At 60.7% G+C, this 22,909-nt stretch carries 22 protein-coding genes; 6 read left to right on the top strand and 16 right to left on the bottom strand.

The annotated features are described in order from the left end of the window. Positions 1-90: 90 nt before the first annotated feature. From HJB83_RS12990 to HJB83_RS12980, 3 genes are all read right to left on the bottom strand, one after another. Positions 91-1,911, bottom strand: coding sequence for an ABC-F family ATP-binding cassette domain-containing protein (locus tag HJB83_RS12990; protein ID WP_221131630.1), 1,821 nt, complete (start codon positions 1,909-1,911; stop codon positions 91-93). A 3-nt stretch (positions 1,912-1,914) separates the two neighbouring features. Further along, positions 1,915-2,571, bottom strand: a complete 657-nt coding sequence (locus tag HJB83_RS12985) for a thiamine diphosphokinase (RefSeq protein WP_207582220.1) — start codon at positions 2,569-2,571, stop codon at positions 1,915-1,917. Between the two features lie 122 nt (positions 2,572-2,693). Then, the gene (locus HJB83_RS12980; RefSeq protein WP_207582221.1) at positions 2,694-3,218 is read right to left on the bottom strand and encodes a MarR family winged helix-turn-helix transcriptional regulator; all 525 of its coding nucleotides are present in this window, start codon (positions 3,216-3,218) and stop codon (positions 2,694-2,696) included. Positions 3,219-3,333: 115 nt separating this feature from the next. On the opposite strand from HJB83_RS12980, the gene HJB83_RS12975 reads away from it, so the two are divergent. Together HJB83_RS12975 and HJB83_RS12970 are read left to right on the top strand one after the other, a co-directional pair. After that, complete coding sequence (locus HJB83_RS12975; protein WP_207582222.1) at positions 3,334-4,872, top strand: MDR family MFS transporter; 1,539 nt, start codon at positions 3,334-3,336, stop codon at positions 4,870-4,872. Positions 4,873-5,260: 388 nt separating this feature from the next. After that, positions 5,261-6,805, top strand: coding sequence for a M48 family metalloprotease (locus HJB83_RS12970; protein WP_207582223.1), 1,545 nt, complete (start codon positions 5,261-5,263; stop codon positions 6,803-6,805). 57 nt (positions 6,806-6,862) lie between these two features. Here the strand turns inward: HJB83_RS12970 and HJB83_RS12965 are convergent, their stop codons facing one another. From HJB83_RS12965 to HJB83_RS12945, 5 genes are all read right to left on the bottom strand, one after another. Next, entirely contained in the window at positions 6,863-7,726 is an 864-nt protein-coding gene (locus HJB83_RS12965) for an RNA polymerase factor sigma-32 (RefSeq protein WP_164007435.1), read from the bottom strand. A gap of 377 nt (positions 7,727-8,103) precedes the next feature. Continuing rightward, the gene (locus HJB83_RS12960) at positions 8,104-8,676 is read right to left on the bottom strand and encodes a CarD family transcriptional regulator (RefSeq protein WP_207582224.1); all 573 of its coding nucleotides are present in this window, start codon (positions 8,674-8,676) and stop codon (positions 8,104-8,106) included. A 394-nt stretch (positions 8,677-9,070) separates the two neighbouring features. Continuing rightward, positions 9,071-9,409: a ferredoxin FdxA gene (fdxA, locus tag HJB83_RS12955; protein ID WP_003543777.1), complete on the bottom strand. Its 339-nt coding sequence runs from the start codon at positions 9,407-9,409 to the stop codon at positions 9,071-9,073. A 193-nt stretch (positions 9,410-9,602) separates the two neighbouring features. Next, on the bottom strand, positions 9,603-10,007 hold the full coding sequence (locus HJB83_RS12950) for an RNA-binding S4 domain-containing protein (protein WP_207582225.1): 405 nt from the start codon (positions 10,005-10,007) through the stop codon (positions 9,603-9,605). 2 nt (positions 10,008-10,009) lie between these two features. Continuing rightward, positions 10,010-13,252 carry a helicase-related protein gene (locus HJB83_RS12945; protein WP_221159560.1) on the bottom strand — a complete coding sequence of 1,081 codons (3,243 nt, stop codon included), beginning with the start codon at positions 13,250-13,252 and terminating at the stop codon, positions 10,010-10,012. 794 nt (positions 13,253-14,046) lie between these two features. Here HJB83_RS12945 and HJB83_RS12940 point away from each other — a divergent pair. Together HJB83_RS12940 and HJB83_RS12935 are read left to right on the top strand one after the other, a co-directional pair. After that, positions 14,047-14,202 carry a DUF3309 family protein gene (locus tag HJB83_RS12940; protein ID WP_007632343.1) on the top strand — a complete coding sequence of 52 codons (156 nt, stop codon included), beginning with the start codon at positions 14,047-14,049 and terminating at the stop codon, positions 14,200-14,202. A 27-nt stretch (positions 14,203-14,229) separates the two neighbouring features. Beyond that, positions 14,230-14,484: a YMGG-like glycine zipper-containing protein gene (locus HJB83_RS12935; RefSeq protein WP_018071981.1), complete on the top strand. Its 255-nt coding sequence runs from the start codon at positions 14,230-14,232 to the stop codon at positions 14,482-14,484. Positions 14,485-14,679: 195 nt separating this feature from the next. Here the strand turns inward: HJB83_RS12935 and HJB83_RS12930 are convergent, their stop codons facing one another. Both HJB83_RS12930 and HJB83_RS12925 read right to left on the bottom strand, forming a co-directional pair. After that, positions 14,680-15,405 carry a beta-ketoacyl-ACP reductase gene (locus tag HJB83_RS12930; protein ID WP_164007429.1) on the bottom strand — a complete coding sequence of 242 codons (726 nt, stop codon included), beginning with the start codon at positions 15,403-15,405 and terminating at the stop codon, positions 14,680-14,682. Between the two features lie 71 nt (positions 15,406-15,476). Beyond that, on the bottom strand, positions 15,477-16,658 hold the full coding sequence (locus tag HJB83_RS12925) for an acetyl-CoA C-acetyltransferase (protein ID WP_207582228.1): 1,182 nt from the start codon (positions 16,656-16,658) through the stop codon (positions 15,477-15,479). A 238-nt stretch (positions 16,659-16,896) separates the two neighbouring features. Between HJB83_RS12925 and phaR the strand changes: the two genes are divergently transcribed. Further along, positions 16,897-17,469: a polyhydroxyalkanoate synthesis repressor PhaR gene (gene phaR, locus HJB83_RS12920; RefSeq protein ID WP_007632334.1), complete on the top strand. Its 573-nt coding sequence runs from the start codon at positions 16,897-16,899 to the stop codon at positions 17,467-17,469. Here the strand turns inward: phaR and HJB83_RS12915 are convergent. The 5 genes from HJB83_RS12915 to HJB83_RS12895 form a co-directional block, all read right to left on the bottom strand. After that, the gene (locus HJB83_RS12915) at positions 17,464-17,871 is read right to left on the bottom strand and encodes a hypothetical protein (RefSeq protein WP_164007425.1); all 408 of its coding nucleotides are present in this window, start codon (positions 17,869-17,871) and stop codon (positions 17,464-17,466) included. The genes phaR and HJB83_RS12915 overlap by 6 nt on opposite strands. A gap of 249 nt (positions 17,872-18,120) precedes the next feature. Beyond that, entirely contained in the window at positions 18,121-18,306 is a 186-nt protein-coding gene (rpmF, locus tag HJB83_RS12910; RefSeq protein WP_003543812.1) for a 50S ribosomal protein L32, read from the bottom strand. A 154-nt stretch (positions 18,307-18,460) separates the two neighbouring features. Continuing rightward, positions 18,461-19,108, bottom strand: coding sequence for a glutathione S-transferase family protein (locus HJB83_RS12905; protein WP_221131628.1), 648 nt, complete (start codon positions 19,106-19,108; stop codon positions 18,461-18,463). Positions 19,109-19,121: 13 nt separating this feature from the next. After that, complete coding sequence (locus HJB83_RS12900) at positions 19,122-19,844, bottom strand: DUF1868 domain-containing protein (RefSeq protein WP_221131627.1); 723 nt, start codon at positions 19,842-19,844, stop codon at positions 19,122-19,124. Between the two features lie 199 nt (positions 19,845-20,043). Continuing rightward, complete coding sequence (locus tag HJB83_RS12895) at positions 20,044-20,781, bottom strand: transglycosylase domain-containing protein (RefSeq protein ID WP_221131626.1); 738 nt, start codon at positions 20,779-20,781, stop codon at positions 20,044-20,046. A 135-nt stretch (positions 20,782-20,916) separates the two neighbouring features. On the opposite strand from HJB83_RS12895, the gene HJB83_RS12890 reads away from it, so the two are divergent. Beyond that, entirely contained in the window at positions 20,917-21,831 is a 915-nt protein-coding gene (locus HJB83_RS12890) for a polyprenyl synthetase family protein (RefSeq protein WP_221131625.1), read from the top strand. Positions 21,832-21,840: 9 nt separating this feature from the next. On the opposite strand, the gene hisC is transcribed toward HJB83_RS12890, so the two are convergent. Further along, positions 21,841-22,902, bottom strand: coding sequence for a histidinol-phosphate transaminase (gene hisC, locus HJB83_RS12885; protein ID WP_221115425.1), 1,062 nt, complete (start codon positions 22,900-22,902; stop codon positions 21,841-21,843). Positions 22,903-22,909: the final 7 nt, after the last annotated feature.

Raw genomic sequence — 22,909 nt, 5'->3', positions numbered from 1 at the left:
GCGCTATCCCCAGCTGCCGGGCGACACTCTATGCCGCGCGTCGATACACTGGCCAATCAAGGAAAGGTGAGACTGCGAGTTTGCGAAGCCTCAGCCTTCCAGCTCTTCGCGCAGCATTTCGAGCTCCAGCCACTCCTCCTCCATTTTCATCAGGCCGGCGCGTAGTTTTTCCATCTCGACGGCAAGCCGGTTGAAAGCTGCGGGATCGCGCGTGAAAAGATTGGGATCGGCCATCACCTGTTCGCGCTTGGCGATCTCGGCTTCGGCTTTCGCCATGTCCTTCGGCAGGTTTTCCAGCGCGAATTTCTGCTTGAAGGAAAGCTTGCCCCTCGAACTTCCAGCAGAAGACGCTGCCTCCTGGGTCTTCGGCCTCTCCGCCGCCTTCTCGGCCCGCCTGCGCTCCTCGATTGCGCCCTTGCGCTGCGCAAGCATGTCCGAATAGCCGCCGGCATATTCGATCCAGCGGCCGTCAGGTGCGTCCGCCATGGCAGGTGCGATCGTCGAGGTCACGGTGCGGTCGAGGAAATCGCGGTCATGGCTGACGAGAATGACGGTGCCGGGAAAACCGGCGACGATTTCCTGCAGCAGGTCGAGCGTCTCGATATCGAGATCGTTGGTCGGTTCGTCGAGGATCAACAGGTTCGTAGGGCGCGAGAGAATCCGCGCCAGCATCAGCCGGGCGCGCTCGCCGCCGGAAAGGCTTCTGATCGGGGTCCGCGCCTGTTCCGGCTGGAACAGGAACTCCTTCATGTAGCCGGTGACATGACGCTGTTCGCCGTTGACGAGCAGGTTTTCGCCGCGCCCATCCGTCAGGTAGTTGGCGAGCGTATCCTCGGGATCGAGATCCTCGCGTTTCTGGTCGAGTGTGGCGATCTCCAGATTGGTGCCGAGCTTAATCGTGCCGCTATCCGGGGAAAGCTGACCTGTCAACATCTTCAAGAGCGTCGTCTTGCCGGCACCATTCGGCCCAACCAGACCGATGCAATCGCCGCGGTGCACGCGGATCGAGAAGGGCGTGACGATTGCCCGGTCGCCGAAGCTTTTGGTGATCTTGTGAGCTTCGATCACCAGCTTGCCGGATTCCTGCGCGTCCGAAGCCGTCGCCTGCACCGAGCCCTGCGGCCCCTTATGGCCGCGATAATTCGAGCGCATCGTCTGCAACTCGCCGAGGCGGCGCATGTTGCGCTTGCGCCGCGCCGTGACTCCATAACGCAGCCAGTGCTCCTCGCGCTCGATCGCCTTGCCGAGTTTATGCTGCTCCAGCTCCTCGGCCTCCAGCACCTGGTCGCGCCAGGCCTCGAAATGCGAAAATCCCCTGTCGAGCCGGCGCGAGGTGCCGCGGTCGAGCCAGACGGTTGCCGTCGAGACCTTTTCGAGAAAACGTCGGTCGTGCGAGATCAGCACCAGGGCGCTGCGCGTCTTCTGCAACTCGCCTTCCAGCCATTCGATGGTCGGCAGGTCGAGATGGTTGGTCGGCTCGTCGAGCAGGAGAATATCGGGCTCCGGCGCCAGCACGCGGGCAAGGGCGGCCCGGCGCGATTCGCCGCCGGACAGCATGCTCGGATGTTCCTCGCCGGTCAGCCCGAGATGCGACAGCAGATAGGTGACGCGATAAGGGTCGTCGCCCGGCCCGAGACCGGCTTCGGCATAGGCCTGGACGGTGTTGAAGCCGGCAAAATCCGGCGCCTGTTCGAGATAGCGCACCGTCGAGGAAGGATGACGGAAGACTTCGCCAGACTGCGCCTCGACCAGGCCGGCGGCGATCTTCAGCAGCGTCGATTTTCCCGAGCCGTTGCGCCCGACCAGGCAGATTTTGTCCCCGGGCTCGATCTGCAGGCTAGCACCCGCCAGCAGCGGTGCGCCGCCGAAGCTCAGGAAGATATCGTCGAGTTTCAGAATGGGAGGGGCCAAAAATCAGACTCCGGAAAGATCATAGGGCCTGGCGAGCACGATCGCCCGGCCGCTGCGGAGCGAAAAGCGAATCTTGCTTTCCGCAACATTGGAAATGGTGCGCGACGAGCCGAAAGGCAGATGGAAATCGGCCAGCGGATAACGCGCATTCTCGATGGAAAGCCCGGTCAGCTCGCTGAACCCGAGCACGGAAAACAGGCTGCCCTTGGGAAGATCCAGCTCGACCGTCCCGGCAAGCAGCGGCACAGCCTCTTCCTTGCCCGAGGTCAGCAGCACGTCGAAACCCTCCTCCGCCAGACTGACGGCCGACAGCAGATGCTGAAGCGCGTGGTCCGAGCGTTCGCCGCCAAGCGCACCGGCCAGAATCAGCCGCCGCGCACCCCGCGCGATCGCTTCCGACACGGCGATTTCGCCATCCGTCGCCGCCTTTGCCGCGGGATAGGGCTGTTTCGGCACATCGGGAAAGGCACCCTCGAGATCATCAGGCGTCGAATCGAAATCGCCGACCCAGAGCTCCGGCTCGATACCGAGTGCCACCGCATGCCGCATGCCGCCATCGGCCGCGATGGAACGGCTGCCGCCGATGGCTTGGCGCAGGCGCTCCGTCAGGCTGAGTTCGCCGCCGAGGAGAATGGTGAAGGTGGATGGGCTCATGGGCATTGCCCTTAGCGCAAACCGGGGGTCGAGGGGAAGGGGCGCCGGCGGATCGGCGCCATTTCCCTTCGAGCGCCACTAGAACAGGATGTCGCCCGAAAACCGCACACACTTTTCGGCATCATGCTCTAGCCCGGCGTATCCTTGTCGCGCGACCGGAAGACCGCCTCGTAACCGCCGATGAAACGCTCGAAAAGCATTGCGAAACGAGCGACATCCTGCTCAGGCCAGTCGGAGACGATCTCGGAGATGATCGCGAGTTTCTGCGCGACGATCTCGGCCAGCAGATTCTGGCCGACCTCGGTCATGACAACGACAATCCGTCGCGCATCGGCCTGCGAAGCTTCGCGGCGCAGCACGTTCCGCCCGACCATGTCGGCCACCACCCGGCTAGCCCGTGACGGATCGATGCGCAGCATCTCCGCGATCATGCCGACGGTGACCTCGCCGGCAGGCTTTGCCCTCCGCACCGCATCGAGCACGTCGAGATGCGAAAGTTCAAGGCCCGGTGCAGCACTCTGGATCGCCAGCCGGCCGATCAATCGCCGCCCGGTCATCAACCGCATGCGCCCCATGCTCCGGCCGATGCGAGGCACGTTTTCCTCAACCGGCTCTGGCTCGGTGGAAATGGTCTTGGTCAGCACTTCGTTCATGCCGGGACCATAACAGAGCCGCGGCGGAATTTGAATATGCCGATGTCATTAATGTGCCATTGACAAATACATGCTGTTAGCACATAAAAATCTACCCAACCCGGAATGATGCTCCATGGATATGCAACTCGCGCCTGCGCCGCTCGTGACGGATCCTCGTCGCCGGCTCATCCTCTTCTTCTTCCTGATGACGGCCATGTTCATGGCGACACTAGATAATCAGATCGTTTCCACGGCGCTGCCAACGATCGTCGGCGAGTTCGGCCATCTGGAGCGCTTCGGCTGGATCGGCTCGGCCTATCTGCTGTCGCTGAGCGCCGTCATGCCGGTTTATGGCAAGCTTGGCGATCTCTTCGGGCGCAAATACGTGATGATGACGGCGATCATGATCTTCACTGTCGGCTCGGCGGTCTGCGGCCTTGCGGTCTCCATGAACACGCTGATCGCCGCCCGCGTGCTACAGGGCCTTGGCGGCGGCGGCATCATGGTGTCGATCTTCTCCGTCAATGCCGATCTGTTCGAGCCGCGCGAGCGGGCCCGCTACCAAAGCTATTCCAGCCTCGTGTTGATGGCGTCAGGTGCGATCGGACCGGTGCTTGGCGGCACGATGAGCGACCTTTTCGGCTGGCGCTCGATTTTCCTCGTCAACGTGCCGATCGGCTTAATCGCACTTGCCGGCCTTGCCGTGATGCTGCCCTATCGCAAACCGCATCGCCGGCCCAAGATCGATTATGCCGGTGCGCTGCTTCTCGCCCTGACGACGACCAGCATCGTGCTTGCCACCGACAGCAGCGAACTCTTCGGCGCATTGGTCTCGCCACAGAGCATCGTCATCATCGCCTTCGGTATCGTTTGCGCCGTCGCCTGGGTGCTCGTCGAACGCCGCGCGCCGGAACCGATCGTTCCCCTACAGCTCTTTCGCAATTCGACATTCAGCCTGCTCCTGGTGATGTCGATCATGGGCGGCGCCATCGCCATCGGCATGGTCAACTATCTCGCCCTCTTCCTGCAGACCACCACCGGCCTTTCGCCCTCTGCCGCCGGCGCGCTCTTCATTCTTCTGACGGGCGGCCTCGTCTGCGGATCGCTGTCCGCAGGCCGCATCATCTCAAAAACGGGGCGTTACAAGCCCTTTGCCATCGCAAGCCTGACCTGCAGCGCCATCGCCTTTGCGCTGATGTCGCAGATCCACGCGGGAACGCCGATCGCCTTCATCGGGGCGATCATGATGCTGCATGGCATCGGCATCGGCCTTGCCCAGCAGGTTCCCATCATCGGCGTACAGAATGCAGCGCCGGCCCGCGATGTCGGCGCCGCCACCGGTTCGGTGACGCTGTCGCGCATGGGAGGTGCATCGATCGCCATTTCCATCTATGGCGCCATCATCGCCTCTCAGCTCGACAAGGTCGGCGTCTCCATTCCCGGTGTTATCGATATCGAGCAGCTGACGCCGAAGATGATGGCCGCCCTTCCCGAAGCAAGCCGCCAGGCTGTCGCCGATGTCTATGCCGCCGCCTTCTCTCCGCTCTTCATGACCTCCTGTGCTATTGCCCTGATCGGCCTTGTGGCGGCCATCATGCTGAAACCTGTGCAGCTGCCCCGCGCCGGTGAAGCGAAGATGCCGCAACCGACGACGGCGAATGCGGCGGAGTAACCGGATCGACCCCGCAGAATACCTCATCGGGAGGAGTTCCTTCCGCGATGATATTATCGGTGGTTGCAATTTTCTCGCATCGCTGTCGCTATCAGCTCGGTTACTTCAATCGGCCCGTTCTTTTTCTTCGCCACCGACGAATCTCCGCGTTGTGACGGAACTTTCGCCATAATTTCATCCGAGCGAAGGGAAGGCCTCACGATCGAGGCTGGCTAAAATGCAACGGCGCCACATTTAAACAGAGTCTCGCTATGCAACCGATGCATAAATCAGCTACAGCAAGGACTTGTATCGGCCGATTGTGCAGCGCGAGATCAGGGGTGCGCACCTGTTGAATTCCCCTTGCCACGGTCGGTGCCAATCTGCGGCAAACCGGCAAGACAGCGACATGATGCGGAGAACCAGACTGGACAGCTTGACGACGTGGAAATCGCCCGCGCTTTCCAGTGATGCCATCTCCGCGCCGCGGCGTTTCGCGCGTCGCCTGATGCTGCTTTCGGCCGTCGCAATGGCGCTGAATGGCTGTCAAACGCTGATCGACCAATCCTACCAGCCGAGCGTCTCGCCTTCTTCCAATCCGCAGATCGTCGACGAGGTGCAGAAGAACGATCCGCGCGCGGCGATGGGCGCCCGTGAGCATCCACGCATCGTCGCAAGCTACGGCGGCGAATACAAGGACGCCAAGACCGAGCGCCTCGTCGCCCGCATCGCCGGCGCGCTGACGGCGGTGTCGGAAAATCCGAGCCAATCCTACCGCATTACCATCCTGAATTCGCCGGCGATCAACGCGTTTGCGCTGCCCGGCGGTTATCTCTACGTCACCCGCGGCCTGCTTGCCCTTGCCAACGACGCTTCGGAAGTCGCCGCCGTGCTATCGCACGAGATGGGCCACGTGACGGCGAACCACGGCATCGAGCGGCAGAAGCGCGAGGAGGCTGAGGTCATCGCCAGCCGCGTCGTCGCCGAGGTTCTCTCCAGCGATATCGCCGGCAAGCAGGCGCTGGCCCGCGGCAAGCTGCGGCTCGCCGCCTTCTCACGCCAGCAGGAACTGCAGGCCGATGTCATCGGCGTGCGCATGCTTGGCGAAGCCGGCTACGACCCCTATTCCGCTGCGCGTTTCCTCGATTCCATGGCGGCTTACAGTCGCTTCATGTCGGTCGATCCCGAAGCCGACCAGAGCCTAGACTTCCTGTCGAGCCATCCGAATTCGGCGCAGCGCATCGAGCTTGCCCGCACCCATGCCCGGGCCTTCGGCCAGGAGGGTTCGGTCGGGGACAAGGGCCGCGACTATTATCTCGACGGCATCGACGGCCTGCTCTATGGCGACAGCCCTGAGGAAGGCTACGTGCGCGGCCAGACCTTCCTGCACGGCGGCCTCGGCATCCGCTTCGACGTGCCGCCGGACTTCCACATCGACAACAAGGTCGAAGCCGTAATGGCCACCGGCCCGAACGACATCGCCGTCCGCTTCGACGGCGTCGCCGACAATCAGAACCAGAGCCTCACCAACTATATCTCCAGCGGCTGGGTGACCGGCCTCGACCCGTCGACCATCCAGCCGGTCACCATCAACGGAATGGAAGCAGCCACAGCGCGGGCAAGCGCCGACCGCTGGGATTTCGATGTCACCGTGATCCGCAACAATTCGCAGATCTTCCGCTTCCTCACCGCCGTGCCGAAAGGCAGCGACGCCCTTGAGCCAACGGCCAATGTCCTGCGTGCGAGTTTCCGACGCATGACGCCGGCAGAGGCAGCCTCGCTCAAGCCGCTGCGCATCCGCGTCGTCACCGTCCGTCTGGGTGAAAACATCTCGACGCTCGCCGCCCGCATGATGGGTACCGACCGCAAGCTCGATCTCTTCAAACTCATCAACGCCCTGCCCACGGGTGCAGCCGTTTCACCAGGCGATCGCGTCAAGATCATCGCCGAGTAAAAAAATAGCCCGGCTTGCGCCGGGCCAGTCTGTGCTGCTGCAGGGAATAGTTTCGGTTCAGGCGTAAGCCGCCATATGCGGATCGGCGCTGACAAGCGCGCTGCGGAGCTTCTCCATCGCCCGGCTTTCGATCTGCCGCACACGTTCCTTGGAAATGCCGAGATCGGCGCCGAGTTCTTCGAGCGTGGCACCGTCTTCCGCCAGACGCCGGGCGCTGATGATCTTCATTTCGCGTTCGTTGAGATGTGTCAGCGCCGAGGCGAGCCAGACGCGGCGCCGCTCTCCGTCGATCATGTTGGAAACCTGCTCGTCCGGTAGGGGATCATCGCTGACGAGGAAGTCCATCTTCTCCGCACTCTCGGCATCGCCGGAGACCGAAGGCGCCTGCAGCGAGGCATCATTGCCGGAAAGCCTGGCGTCCATGGTCTGCACATCGGAGAGGCTGACGCCGAGCGCCGCGGCGATTTCCTGGTGAATGGATTGCAGAGTCAGCTGCGTGTCACCCTTGGCGAGCTTGGCGCGCAGACGACGCAGATTGAAGAAAAGCGCCTTCTGTGCCGAACTCGTGCCGCCGCGCACGATCGACCAGTTGCGCAGGATATAATCCTGGATCGAAGCCCTGATCCACCAGCTCGCATAAGTGGAAAAACGTACGTCGCGTTCCGGCTCGAAGCGAGCGGCAGCCTCCAGAAGGCCGACATAGCCCTCCTGCACGAGATCGCTCATCGGCAGGCCGAAATTGCGGAACTTACCCGCCATGGATATGACGAGGCGCATATGGGCCATGGCGATCTGGTTGCGCGCGCCGCGATCATCGTGATCCTTCCAACGAATGGCGAGATCGTGCTCTTCCTGACGGGCGAGATAGGGGGCGGCCATCGCGATTTTGATCATGCGCCGATCTGCAGACATGTTCTTCATTTCGATCTCCTGAAACAGGCCTCTCGCCCTAAATGAACAATAAAACGCACCTTCCGGAACATCGCTGTCCGGACTGAATGGGGTTCTGAATGCATGAAGGCCTCGCCCCTGGACTTTTCAGGGGGAGGCCCTATTTCTCATCATGTACCGTTAAGACGGCCGGGCCGGACCTGTTTCTTCACGTTGCCGGATGGGCAATATTGAAAAGGCATGATCCGCTCCTCATCGAACATTGACGGAATGACAGTTCGCCCGTCGAGGCCCCTTGCCCTGCGAGCAGTCCGCAATTACGTGTGTTAAACGCGGCAGTCGAAAAAAAGTTCCAAAAAAAACCCGGCGCAAGCCGGGTTTTTTGATAGGGGAAAAACAGGGTCGCCTTATGCGGCTTCGTCCTGTGAGTCGTCTTCTTCTATCGCCTTGCCGCGTTTCGGACCCTTGTTGAGATTGGTCTCGACCAGGCGGACGGCTTCAGTTTCCGACATCTTGTTGACGGCGGCGATTTCGCGCGCCATGCGGTCGAGCGCAGCCTCATAAAGCTGACGCTCGGAATAGGACTGTTCGGGCTGGTTTTCGGCACGATAGAGATCGCGCACGACTTCAGCGATGGAAATCAGGTCGCCGGAATTGATCTTGGCATCATATTCCTGGGCACGGCGCGACCACATGGTGCGCTTGACGCGCGCTTTACCCTGCACGACCTTCAATGCACGCTCGACGAAATCCGTTTCCGAAAGCTTGCGCATGCCGATGCTCATCGCCTTGGCGACCGGAACCTTCAGCCGCATCTTGTCCTTTTCGAAATCGATAACGAAAAGTTCGAGCTTCATGCCGGCAACTTCTTGCTCTTCGATAGCGGTGATGGTACCGACGCCGTGGGCGGGGTAGACGATCGATTCACCGGTCTTGAAGCCATGGCGTGCGATGGAAGGCTTTTTCTGCTGAGTCGTCATTCTATTCAAAAACTCCCTGTTACGCTCCCGGCGGCGGCCGGAGCCGGGTCAGTCAGGCCCGGGTGAGACGGTAGTATCCGTCGGGTGACTTCACTCTGGTCCCATCGGGCAAAAGCAAAGAACTTCTTGCGCACGATCTTGGGACCCGGCGCTCAAAGCGTTGATATGTCACGGAAACCGCGTGCGGATTGGTTTTGCTTTCGTGATGGTTTTGGGCATGCGTCATGCCACAAATGGAACAGTAGCCAAAACCTATCATAAAAATATGAGGAAATCAATAATTTGCTTCGCTTGAGTCATGCGGGCAACACATGTCACCCATATGCCTCCCGCAGCTTTTAAAACGTTTCGCCCCGCGGCCGCCCGAATCCGGCGACCGAATATGGCCGCCGTCTCAATCGCCGGAACCGGGTTTCTCGGAGAAATATTTCTCGAACTTTCCGGTCTCGCCATCCATGTCCTTGGCCTCGGGCAATGGGTCCTTCTTGACCGTGATGTTCGGCCAGATGGTGGCATATTCGGTATTGATCTTCAGCCATTTGTCGAGGCCCGGCTCGGTGTCGGGCTTGATTGCCTCGGCGGGACATTCAGGCTCGCAGACGCCGCAATCGATGCATTCGTCAGGATGGATGACGAGGAAATTCTCGCCCTCGTAGAAGCAGTCGACAGGGCAGACTTCCACGCAATCGGTGTATTTGCACTTGATGCAATTGTCGGTCACGACATAGGTCATGAAGAACTCCAGGATTCCATGCGAATGGGGCCGGGCAACCTGGAACGTCGCGCCTATCCCCGTGCCGGAGGAAAATCGTGGGCAGGCTTGGGAGGCAAGCACGCTTCCGGCAGGTTGTCAGTGACGTATCGGCTTTAACGCCGGATTTCAAGGATAAACGACCTGCAAAAGCCGCCGCCGCAGACAGAGTTTTCTAATCCTCGTCCGACATCAGCCTGTCGATTGCCCGTCTTTCCTTTTTGGTCGGACGGCCGGTGCCGGTCGCCCGGATCGCCTGCTCGTAGGGCGTGAGACGTTTTGCCTCATCGGGCGGCGGCGACAGGTCTTCGTAAAGCAGTCGTGCCTCCTCGTAGGGCCCTCGCCGCTCGCCGGCGAGGCGCACGAGAAGAACGAGATCGCGCCGCTCCAGCGTCATCTCGATACGGTCGCCCGGCTTGACCATCTGGCTCGGATGCTTGCAGCGCTCGCCGTTGATGCGCACGTGGCCCGATTGGATGTGGCTCTGCGCCAGCGAGCGCGACTTCGCCATGCGCGCGAAGAACAGCCACTTATCGATGCGCTGGCGCGAACCGCTTGTCGGCTGGGTCTCCCCGCTCATGACTACTTCTTCATCTGCTCCTTGAGAGCCGCGAGCTTGGCGAAAGGTGAATCCGGATCGATCGGCTTTTCCTTGCGCGGCGGCTTGGCCTCGAAGCGCAACGGCTGCGAACCGCCGCGATTGTTGTTGCGATCGTTGCGGTCATTTCGCTCGCCGCGATCCTTGCGGTCCTGCCGGTCGCTGCGCGGCTGGTCGCCCCGTGGTTGGTTGCGATCGCCTCTTGCCTGCTGCGGCCGGCCGCCATCGCGATTGCCGCCGTCCTTGCCGCGGTTTTGACGATTGTTGTCGCGGCTTTCGCCGCCTTCACCACCGCCCGGCCGGCGATTGCGGTCGCCGCGCTCCTGGTTCTGACCGCGCTCCTGGCCCTGGCCGCCACGGCGTTCGCCATGCCCGCCGCGCGCCTGGCGCTGATTGTCGTTGCGGCCGCCGAGGCGCCACAGAAGAACCGGCTTCGGTTCCGCCGGCTCGCCGGCTTCCCCGGAAGCGGATGCCGCTTCCTCGGGAGTCAATACCGCTTCCACAGACGCGGAAGCCGCATCTGTGGGAACGGAGGCTTCCGCCAGAGCGGACGTCTCGATCGCTTCATCAGGAGCGGGGGTTTCGACCGCTTCTGCCACAGCCGTGTCGACGTCAGCCGAAACCGCCTCGGTTGCCGATGGCTCGGCGGCAATCTCGTCCGCTGCCCCGTCGGCGTCGTCGTGATCGGCCTTTTCCGCCTCGTCCGCGGGCGTTTCGGCGGCGGCAGCCGGTGCCGAAACCGCATCCTGCGTCGCAAGATGTGCCGATGCCTCTTCCGCCTTCACGGCATCGGCGCGATAACCGAGGCCCTTGAGGATTTCTTCCATGTCTTCGAGCGTCGCACCGAGGATCGACAGCATGGCTGTCGTCGTCGTGAAGCGGCGGCCGTCATAGGCGCCTTCCGGACGGTTGTTCTGACCCGGCTTCCACTGCAGCAGCGGACGGATGATATCGGCAAGCCGTTCGAGGATGTCGATGCGCACGGCACGCTTGCCGAGGAACCGGAAGCCGGCAAGCTTGTAGAACATCCGCTCGAAACTCGGATCGGTGACGACGGAGGTACGGCCGGCGGCAAGCACCGGAATGAGATCGCCGTAGCCCGGTTTGTCCAAACCGTCGTTCTTCAGCGCCCAGAGCAGGGTGATGAGCTCGGCCGGCGCCGGCTTCAGAAGTGCCGGAACGAAAATATGATAAGCCCCGAAACGCACGCCGTAACGGCGCATGGAGGCTCGCGCCTCCTGGTCGAGTGACTTCACTTCCTCGGTCACGTCGCGGCGGAACAGCACGCCGAGATTCTCCACGAGCTGGAAGGCCAGCCCCTTGGCAAGACCCTGCAGGTCCTCGGCGCGCGACAGATCATCGAGCGGCTTCAGCACCGTGCTAATATGATGATTGACGAAGCGCTCGATCCGGGCGGCGACATGATCGCGGGCATTGCCCGTCAACTGCTCGTCGGCCAACAGAATCACGCGCGGACGCATGATGTGATCGCTGCCCGAAAGCCGCGCCACCGGGTCGCCGATCCAACGGATCAACCCATCCGAGCCGATCGCCAGGTCGCTGTTGCCCGCGGCATGGATTCGAGCCGCACGGGCCTCGAATTCGAGCGCGAGCGCTTTCTGCGACGCAGCCTGAACCGCCTTGGCGTCCGGCCCGTCCGTTCCCGTCACCGGCGTGAAACGGAATCCGCTCAATTGCCCTACATGATGTCCTTCAACGAAGACATCGCCATTCACACTGATTTCAGCTTCCAGCATCGCATTCTCTCTCAGGCGCTTCATGAGCACAGATGTCCTGCGATCAACAAAGCGTTTCGTCAACCTTTCATGTAACGCGTCGGACAATCGATCTTCGATTTCCCGCGTCTTTTCCTGCCAGTGTGTCGGATCGGCAAGCCAACCCGGCCGATTCGAAACATAGGTCCAGGTTCTTATCTGCGCGATTCGCGCCGAAAGCGTGTCAATTTCCCCATCTGTCCGATCGGAGCGATGAACCTGCTCCGCGAGAAACTGCTCGTTCACCGTGCCATAGCGGACGAGATCGGAAAAGAGGGTCGAGATAAGATCGGCATGTTGTGCCGGGGTGATACGCCTATAGTCGGGAAGCGCGCAAGCCTCCCAGAGTTTTTCGACGCGGGCAGGCCTGTCGGCAAGACCGACGATCTCGGGGTAGCGCGAAAGCTGTTCGAGCGCCTGCTGGTCGACCGCAGGCAGCGCCCGCGTCAGCCCCGGCACGCGCGGCCCTGCCTCGAGGCTGGCGCGCAGCGATGGAATCGAGGAGAAGTCCATCTCGGTCGTCCGCCACTGCAAAACCTTGACGTTGTCGAATTCATGCCCCTCGATGCGCTGCACCAGCTCTTCGTCGAACGGCGAAACCTGTCCGGTGACGCCGAAGGTACCGTCTCGCACGTGCCGCCCGGCGCGCCCAGCGACCTGACCGAGTTCACCCGGATTGAGATTGCGGAACTGGTAGCCGTCGAATTTCCGGTCCTGGGCGAAGGCAACGTGATCGACATCGAGGTTGAGGCCCATGCCGATCGCATCGGTCGCCACCAGATATTCGACATCGCCCGCCTGATAAAGTGCCACCTGCGCGTTGCGGGTGCGCGGGCTGAGCGCGCCAAGCACGACGGCCGCACCGCCGCGCTGCCGGCGTATGAGCTCGGCGATGGCATAGACCTCGTCGGCCGAGAAGGCAACGATGGCCGAGCGCTGCGGCAACCGAGTGATTTTCTTCTGCCCGGCGTAAAAAAGATGCGAAAGCCGCGGCCGCTCGACGATATTGATGCCGGGCAGAAGCTGCAGCAGGATCGGCCGCATCGTCGCCGCGCCGAGCAGCAGCGTTTCCTCACGGCCGCGAAGATGCAGGATGCGGTCGGTGAAGATATGGCCGCGTTCGAGATCGCCGGCGAGCTGCACCTCGTCGATCGCGACGAAGGCGGCCTTGGTCTCGCGCGGCATCGCCTCAACGGTGCAGACCGAAAAACGCGCATTGGGCGGCGAAATCTTTTCCTCGCCGGTAACCAGCGCCACATTCTGGACGCCGACCTTCTCCACCACCCGCGTATAGACCTCGCGCGCCAGCAGCCTGAGCGGCAGGCCGATCACGCCGCTCCCATGCGCGACCATGCGCTCGATGGCATAATGGGTCTTGCCGGTATTGGTCGGCCCGAGCACCGCGCTCACACCGCGTCCACTCAGAATAGTCGGCTGCGAAGTCAGAATCATGGGTCCATGCAAATGAGGGCGGGCGCCCCCAGGAAAATCTCGGCTTCTCATGGAAGCTAGAGAACACATGGACAGCTGTCACCGCAAACGCAAGGGCAGATTTCAAATTGCTTCTGGGATTACGACCTTTGCGAGTCTTGCGGAACACCCGAATTTCCGATTCGGAACAGCGTGAGAACGAATCAGCGACGAATCGCTGACTCGCGCTGATTCAGCTTTTGTTCACGGCTAAGTATTGATTTTGAATCAGTTTTTCCCACTAGATGCTGAATCGCTGGACTCCCTCCCCTTTTGTATTTCGCTGTCGTAGAAGACGAGTCTGTCCTGCGACGAACAATCGAAAATTGCGCCCGTAATTAACCTGTCGACCAAAGCCCGAACAAATCGGCGACGAATCGCCGACTGTATTGGTTTCGCCTTCTGTTCACGGCAATATCTGGTGGCCGGATTTCAATCGGCGCGCTAGATGCGGATCGGTAGCGGATGTCCCGTTCCGCCTCGTCGTGTTGGCGTTAAGCTTTAGCAAGGCGGATTCAGATGCGGTTAACTCGGGATGGTCAATGGCGGCGCACCGATCAAAAACGGAACGAATCGCTGACGAATCGGCGACATCGGGACTTTCTCGCTTTGTTCACCGCAACATATTGTATTTAAACGCCTTTTTAACCATACGAGCAAATTTACGATAGGCGGAGGTCAGGACGCATGACATTTCCTGGCTTAACCGGGAACAAAAATCGCCAATACGTGTTTCTCGTCCATTCAAATTGCCGATGAAATGAAGGAAACACACCATGCTTGGCACAATACTTCTTGTTATCCTCATTCTGCTCTTGATCGGAGCATTGCCGAATTGGGGTTATAGCCGTGGCTGGGGCTATGGACCTTCCGGCGGTTTGGGGCTAGTTCTCGTGATTATCATTATTCTTGTACTCATGGGCCGCGTCTAAAGGCCAACAAACCTGGGGAGTTACGACATGATGAAGAAGATTGTTCTTATTGGTGCGCTCGTTGGCGCTCTGGCATCCTGCACAGCGACCGAGCAAGGTACCGCGATCGGCGCCGGCACCGGTGCGGTCATCGGCGGTGTTGTCACCAACAGCTGGGGTGGTGCTGCGGTCGGCGCCGTTGCCGGCGGTCTGACCGGCGCTCTCATCGGCCACTCGGTCGAACGCCGCGGCTACTGCGTCTATCGCGACCGTTACGGCCGCCGCTACGAGGCCCGTTGCTGATCGGCAAAAAGCATATCGGACTCCCAACGGGCGCTTCGGCGCCCGTTTTTCTTTGCTGCTCGCGCGGGCATGGGGCATGAAATAAGCAAGAGCGCATCCGACGGGACGCGCTCTTGCTTCAATCCACCGCTGATCTACTCGGAAAGTCACGCATGTCGTAATCGCAAACGACAATACAGTTTTGCGAGATGTACTTTAGGCGAAGAACTGCCCGCCATTGGCCGTCAGCGTCGAACCTGTGATGAAGCCGGCATCGTCGGAGGCGAGGAAGGTGACGCATCGCGCGATCTCTTCCGGCTCGCCGAGACGGCCGACGGGGATCTGCGGGATGATGCGTTCGTTCAGCACCTTTTCCGGCACGGCAAGCACCATTTCCGTTCCGATATAACCGGGACAGATGGCGTTGACGGTGATGTTCTTGGCCGCGCCTTCCTGGGCCAGCGCCTTGGTGAAGCCAAGATCGCCCGCCTTGGCTGCCGAATAATTCACCTGACCCATCTGGCCTTTCTGGCCGTTGATCGAGGAGATGTTGACGATCCGGCCGAAGCTGCGGTCGCGCATGCCGGTCCAGACCTGATGCGTCATGTTGAACAGACCGGTGAGGTTGGTATTGATCACCTCGTGCCATTGCTGCGGCGTCATCTTGTGGAACATCGCGTCACGGGTAATGCCGGCATTGTTGACGAGGATTTCGACCGGCCCGATCTCGCTTTCGATCCTGGCAATCCCCTCGCCGCAAGCGAGGTAATCCGAAACATCCCATTTGAACACCGGGACGCCGGTAACGTCATGGAAGGCTTTGGCCTTCTCGTCGTTGCCGGCATAATTGGCAGCAACCCTGTATCCGGCATTTTTCAACGCCATGGATATGGCCGCGCCGATTCCACGCGTACCCCCGGTGACCACAGCCACTCTGCTCATGTTCCGCTCCCTTTTTGTTTTTGCCCCGCCTTGTGGCGAGATTTTCAATCAATGACGGATCGTATGCTACTTTAAAGCGCTTCGAAGCACATGGCGACGCCCATGCCGCCGCCGATGCAAAGAGTTGCAAGGCCCTTCTTGGCGCCGCGGCGCTTCATTTCGAACAACAGCGTATTGAGAACGCGCGCGCCGGAAGCGCCGATCGGATGGCCGATGGCGATCGCCCCGCCGTTGACGTTGACGATCGCAGGATCCCATCCGAGATCCTTGGTGACGGCGCAGGCTTGCGCTGCAAAAGCCTCATTGGCCTCGACGAGATCGAGATCGCCGACCGACCAGCCGGCCTTTTCGAGCGCCTTGCGGGAAGCCGGGATCGGGCCAGTGCCCATGATCTGCGGATCGACGCCCGCCGTTGCCCAGGAAACGATGCGGGCGAGCGGCTGGATGCCGCGCCGGACCGCCTCCGCTTCGCTCATCAGCACCGCTGCGGCCGCACCGTCATTGAGGCCGGACGCATTCGCGGCCGTAACGGTGCCCTCCTTATCGAAGGCCGGGCGCAGCTTGCCCATCGCCTCCAGCGTAGCGCCGTGGCGGATATATTCGTCGGCATCGACCGTAACGTCGCCCTTACGCGTCTGGATGATGTAGGGGATGATCTCGTCGGCAAAGCGGCCGGCCTTCTGCGCCGCCTCCGCCTTGTTCTGCGAGGCGACGGCGAACCGATCCTGCTCGTCGCGCGAAAGCTGCCACTGACGCGCGACATTTTCGGCGGTGATCCCCATGTGGTAGCCATGGAAGGCATCGGTCAGGCCGTCCTTGATCATCGTGTCGATCATCTTCGCGTCGCCCATCTTGACGCCGCCGCGCAAATGCATGGCATGCGGCGCCATCGACATGGATTCCTGGCCGCCGGCAACGATGATCTTGGCGTCGCCGTTGGCGATCTGTTGCATGCCGAGCGCGACGGCGCGCAGACCCGAACCGCAGAGCTGATTGACGCCCCAGGCCGTCGCTTCATTCGGAATTCCGGCCTTAATCGCCGCCTGGCGAGCCGGGTTCTGGCCCTCCCCGGCAGCGAGAACCTGGCCGAGGATCACCTCATCCACTTCGCCGGCATCGACGCCGGCGCGCGCGAGCGCACCCTTGATGACGGCCGCCCCGAGCTCATGCGCGGGAACCGTTGCGAAAGCGCCGTTGAACGAGCCGACTGCTGTTCGACCTGCGCTGGCGATGACGATGGATGAATTGCTCATGGGGACGCTCCTCGTTTTCGTCTCACTTACATAAGAGGAAACTGGCAAAGCTTGGAGCGCAAGTCAAACGCGAAGACCGGCTGCGGTCATTTTTCGGCAGAGCCTGCGAAAGCCCGATTCATCTGCTCTGTTAAAGGTTTGCCGCATCGCACAAAGAGATTGTCACCGGCCTTCTTTTGCGTTTACAGTCTGAAGTGGAGGAATATCCATAATTCAGACGGGGGTCCAGGAGACTGATATGGCGAAGCATGAGGGTCAGATCGTAATCAAGAAATACGCCAATCGCCGGCTATACAATACGGGCACCAGCACTTACGTCACGCTGGAAGACCTGGCGGAGATGGTGAAGAAGGGCGAAGATTTTACCGTCCAGGATGCAAAAAGCGGAGATGACATCACCCATTCGGTGCTGACCCAGATCATCTTCGAACAGGAATCGAAGACCGGCAACACCTTGCTCCCGATCTCCTTCCTGCGCCAGCTCATCACCTATTACGGCGACCAGATGCAGATGGTCGTGCCGAGCTTTCTCGAACATTCGATGCGCGCCTTCGCCGAACAGCAGTCTCAGATGCGCGAGCAGGTGAACCGCGCCTTGGGCGAAACACCTCTCGGCAAGAACCTGCAACTGCCGATGCAGATGGTCGAGGACCAGGTTCGCCGCAACACCGAGCTGTTTCAGCAGGCCATGCAGATGTTCTCGCCCTTCATGACGCCACCCGCCAAGGAAAGCCGCAAGGCCGAGGCTAAGGATATCGATGAGCTGAAGGAACAGCTCCGCGCCCTTCAGAACAAGCTCGACAACCTATAAGCCGATAGAAACATCTCGCCCGGCGCTCCGGATCGAGACGGCAAAGCCGCCGATCACATCGATCAAAGCGATCGTCATCAAAATGAAGAATACCTGCGTCGCAGCGTCCCGGACGAGTAGAAACTCGACCAGGAAGGCGATGAAAACCAGCATCGACAGCATGTGGTTGATAAGGTTGCCAGGCCCGGTTCTGGTTGCCTTCAGGATTTCGAAGAACAGCACGACAAGCGCTATGACGATAATGAGATCGCCGAGCGCCATGCTCCATATCGCGCCCGAGATCATCGACAGCACGATGATATCATGCTGCAGGGCAGGAATGCCGCCATCGCCCATCAGGCCCAGCATCGCCAGATTGTAGAGAATAAACGGGATAATCATCAGAGGCATGGCGGCGATCATCGGCAATCTCCCAGCGCAATATGCTTTGCGCAAATCAGATTCGATTTTCGCAAAGCATATTGCGTCGATTCAAAGTGCTACAGCGTCCTTTGCGCGCCTGAAAAGACGCACGGCGCTGTAGCGGGCTGGAAGAATACTGCCGCAAACCGCTGCCACACTGCAAGTCATTGCAAATATCATATCGCCGAAAAGCAAAAGGCCGGCTTGAGGCCGGCCTTGCAACTTCGATCGGACAAGCCGGATCGGAAATTATGCGCTTTCCTTCGGCGTCAGAACCTGGCGGCCGCGATACATGCCGGTCTTCAGGTCGATATGGTGCGGGCGGCGCAGTTCGCCGGAGTTCTTGTCTTCGACGTAGGTCGGAGCCTTAAGGGCGTCTGCCGAACGGCGCATACCGCGCTTAGACGGGCTTGTTTTTCTCTTCGGTACAGCCATTTCTCTTACTCCACTTGCGGGCAAAACATTCCCACGGCCACACCGGCGGCCGAAACGGACATGTCGCGATTTCGGAATTTCGCGCGCTTATACATGCAAGGGGTGGCCTTGACCAGTCCCCATGCGTATTTTTTGCGAAGCCGATGATTCCGTATCAGACTTCGTCTTCCGGCACGATCCAAGCCTCGGCGCGGGCTGCCTCTTCCCATTTGCGCCAGGCCGGATGCGCCTTCATGGTCGCCATATAGGCCAGCGTGTCGTCCCCGCTGACCAGGTCATAGATCTCGAACCGGTTGACGACAGGCGCAAACATCGCATCCGCGGCCCCGAACGCGCCGAAGAGAAACGGCCCGCCGGATTGCTGTAACAGATCCCGCCAGATCGTCTCGATGCGGCTGATGTCGGCCTCGACCCCATCCGGCAGCGCGATCCTGGCCTTCGGCCGGCGGATATTCATCGGGCAGGCGCCGCGCAGAGCCCGGAAGCTTGAGAGCATTTCCATCGAAACCGAACGGGCGAGCGCCCGCTGGGCGCGATCCGCGGGCAGAAGACCGGCGTCCGGATAAAGCTCGGCGGCATATTCGATGATCGCCAGCGATTCCCAGACCTTCAATGCGCCATGCTGCAGAAGCGGCACGCGCCCGGTCGGAGAGACCGCCTTGATATTCGGATTGCCGCCCGCGTCGTCGAAAGGGATCAGCACCTCCTCGAAATCGATGCCGACGCCCGTCAGCGCCATCCAGGGTCGGAACGACCAGGAGGAATAATTCTTGTTGGCGATGTAGAGCGTCGGTCTAGTCATGAGCCTCTCCCGTTCAGGCGTCGAAATCGAAAATCAGCAATTCGTGGAAATGGTTCATGTCTTCGAACACGCAGAATGCCGGCGGTGCCAGTTCTAAAACAGGGGCCTTGCGGCGGATATCGTCGGCGACCTCGTCGAGCATTGCCTGCCAGCGCGGCAAGGCTTCATCCTCCAGCCGTTCGATCGCATAGGCGAATGTCACGTGGAACTTGTAGTCCTCCTGGTTCGGCTGGCGGTAGCCCAGAAGATCAGCAAACGCGTTGCGCCAGGCGCGCATGACCTTGCGGTCGTTCTCCGTCACCCCGTCGACGAGCAGGCCCGACGGGCGAGCTTCGACGATCGCCACCTTGAAGGGCTCGGCCATCGAAAAACCCTCAAGCCGCGCCGCCAGCAGTTCCGTCATGTCGTCTATCGGCGTCTCGAGAGGGAGATCGCCCGGCCAGCAATCCTGCCGGCGCCTGGTCTCGATGATCCCTTCGAACAGCGTCATGTGAAGGCTGGAGATCGGCGTGAACAGGAACTGTGGAGCTTCGGGCATCGCCAGATATCTCTCACGCGCCTCGATCAACGCCGCCTGCGTCTGCGAGCCCTTGTCGAGATGGCAGACGATGGTATTGCCGGCTTCCGGCAGAAAACCGCCGACCTTGCGATAGCGGCTGCCGAGGTGCGCAGGCGGGTTCGGATTGTGTGTCTTCGAGTAACAGAGAAGCTCTTGCGAAAGCGTCGTAATGGTCATGGGCGACTCAGGGGCTCCAGTTGGACTGCATTCGCCCATATGGCAGAACCAAGAATGTCAGATGACGTTTGGTCCTTCTCCTGCATAATTCCTTAAAGCGTGATCGATTCAAGGACAAACTTATGCAGCAATTCAAGGCTTTAAAGCGCCCTTGTACGCGTCTGAAGGACGCGCGGCGCTGTAACCATAAGCTCCGATCTCACCTATAGATGCACTTGATGTAATCGCCCGAGCCCTGTGCGCGCCTCTCGTTCACGCCGGCAAGCCGACGAAGGCCTCGTCCTGGTTTGCCGGCATTGCGGTCGATCGGGTTCGGCAATGAAACGGCAAGCAGCGATGCCTGGCGTCGCGTCAGTTTCGACGCCGGCACCTTGAAATGATGCTGGGCCGCAGCCTCGATGCCGTAAATGCCGGGACCCCATTCGGCGATGTTCAGATAGATTTCCATCAGCCGCCGTTTCGACAGGACGAAATCCGTGGAGACAGCGAGCGGAAGCTCCATCGCCTTGCGCACGAAGGAGCGGCCGTTCCAGAGAAAGAGGTTCTTAGCCGTCTGCATCGGGATGGTGCTGCCGCCGCGCGTCGCCTGACCTTTCAGCGTATCCTCGACCAGCATCCGCATTTCCGCCCAGTCGACGCCGCCGTGAAAGCAATATTGCCCGTCCTCTGACATCATCACCGACTGCACCAGAGCCGGGGCGACGTCATCAAGCGACACCCATTGCCTGTCGTAACCGCGCAGCAGCACGAGATCGCGCAGCATCAACGTCGAGACCGGGTGAATGAACGGCAGCAGATAGAAAAAGATCAGGGCATAGGGAAGGATCAGCACGATCAGCACGGAAAGAACAATGCGTTTCAATAGACGCCGGTCTCCGAACCATTGCCGACGAGCCGGCATGTCGACGCTGTCCTCTCTCTCCGGCGCTATATCCAATGTTCCCCAGTCCGATTTCGCCCCTGTCGTTGTCATAGCGCCTGTACGGAGCTTATGCCAGAGTGCGTGGCAAATCTTGCTGCGCCATCGACAATTCCGTTGCAAGCCCCGGGGCGCTCATGCCAAACAGCGCCCATGGACGCGAACCGGGACACTTTCGAGACGAGGCTGAAGAACAACGCCCGCGAGATCGAGGCGCTGCTCGACGCATTGCTGTCACCGAGCCCTCTCTCCGATGAAATCGTCAGACCTGAGACGCTGCGCGACGCCATGCATTATGCCGTGCTGAACGGTGGCAAGCGACTGCGCCCGTTCCTCGTCGTCGAAAGTGCCGCCCTTCTCGGCGGTGACGCCGCGGCGGCGCTTCGCGTCGGCGCTGCACTCGAATGCGTTCACTGCTATTCGCTCGTGCATGACGACCTGCCGGCCATGGATGATGATGATCTCCGCCGCGGCAAACCGACGGTACACAAAAAATTCGACGTAGCCACCGCGATCCTCGCAGGCGACAGCCTGCTGACCTACGCCTTCGACATTATCGCCACGCCGGAAACAGCCCTTCCCGAAACGAGCAAGGCATCGCTGGTGCTGGCTCTTGCTCGCGCCGCCGGTCTCGGCGGCATGGCCGGTGGCCAGGCGCTCGATCTCGCGGCAGAAAGACAAGCGCCTGACGAGGCCGGCATCATCCGCCTGCAGGCGATGAAAACAGGCGCGCTGATCCGCTTTGCCTGCGAAGCCGGCGCCCTCATCTCGGCCAGCCCGCCGGACGATCGCCGCCGCCTGCGCGCCTTCGGCGAAAAGATCGGACTTGCATTCCAACTGGCTGACGACATCCTCGACCTGACCTCGGACACTGCAACCATGGGCAAGGCGACCGGCAAAGATGCAGCCCGCGGCAAGGGAACGCTTGTAGCGCTACGCGGCATGGAATGGGCCGAAGCCCAACTCCATCAGCATGTCCGCGATGCCGAGACACTGCTTGCCCCCTACGGCGCCCGCGCCTCGACCCTCATCGCCACCGCGCATTTCATCGCCGACCGGAAGAGCTGAATCGTCGGATCACGCCGACAATATTTCCTTGAAAGCCGAAACCAGGCGCGCGCATTCCTCATCCGTGCCGATGCTGATGCGCAGAAACTCCGAAATACGCGGTTTGGCGAAATGCCGGACGAGAACACCACGCTCCCGCAGAGCAGCTTGAAGCGCTGCACCCGACTGGCTCTCATGCTTTGCAAAAACGAAATTTGCTTGAGACGGCAGCACTTCGAAATCCAGCGCTTCGAGTTCCCGGACGAGACCGTCCCGGCTGGCAATGAGCATCTTTCGGCATGTCTCGAACCACGCCTCGTCCTTGATTGCCGCCGTCGCGGCAACCTGCGCCAGGCGATCGAGCGGATAGGAATTGAAGCTGTCCTTGACGCGCTCCAGCGCCTCGATCAGTTCCCGCCGCCCCAGCGCAAAGCCGACGCGCAGACCCGCAAGCGAGCGCGATTTGGACAAGGTCTGAACGACAAGCAGATTGGGATATTTGCAAATGAGCGGGATAGCGCTGTCACCGCCGAAATCGATATAGGCCTCGTCTATCGCGACGACCGCATCCGGATGGGCGGCGATAAGCGCCTCTATGTCGGCAAGCGGCAGGCCGATGCCGGTCGGCGCGTTCGGATTGGCGATGATGATCGCACCGCACGGCCTGTCGTAATCTGCCAGCCGGATCTGAAACCTGTCATCGACAGACACTTCGACCGTCTCGACGCCGTATAGCAGGCTATAGGTCGGATAGAAGCTGTAGGTCACATCTGGATAGAGAAGCGGCCGCTCGTGTTTCAACAGCGCCTGAAACGCGTGGGCGAGAACCTCGTCGGAACCGTTGCCGACGAAGACTTCTTCCGCCGTCAAACCGTGACGGGCGGCGATCGTCTGGCGCAATTCCGTGGCGGCGGGGTCCGGATAGAGCCGCAGACGATCGTCCGCAGCTTGCCGGATCGCCTCGAGCGCCGTTGGAGACGGCCCATAGGGATTTTCATTGGTGTTGAGCTTGACCAGTCCGGGAATACGGGGCTGCTCCCCCGCGACGTAGGGCTGCAGCTTGCTGACGATTGGCGACCAGTACCGGCTCATCCGAACT

This window comes from Rhizobium sp. NZLR11 (assembly GCF_019685115.1).
GTDB lineage: Bacteria > Pseudomonadota > Alphaproteobacteria > Rhizobiales > Rhizobiaceae > Rhizobium.
Note: the sequence above shows the minus strand (reverse complement) of the source record. Positions and strands in the feature narration are given on the sequence as shown.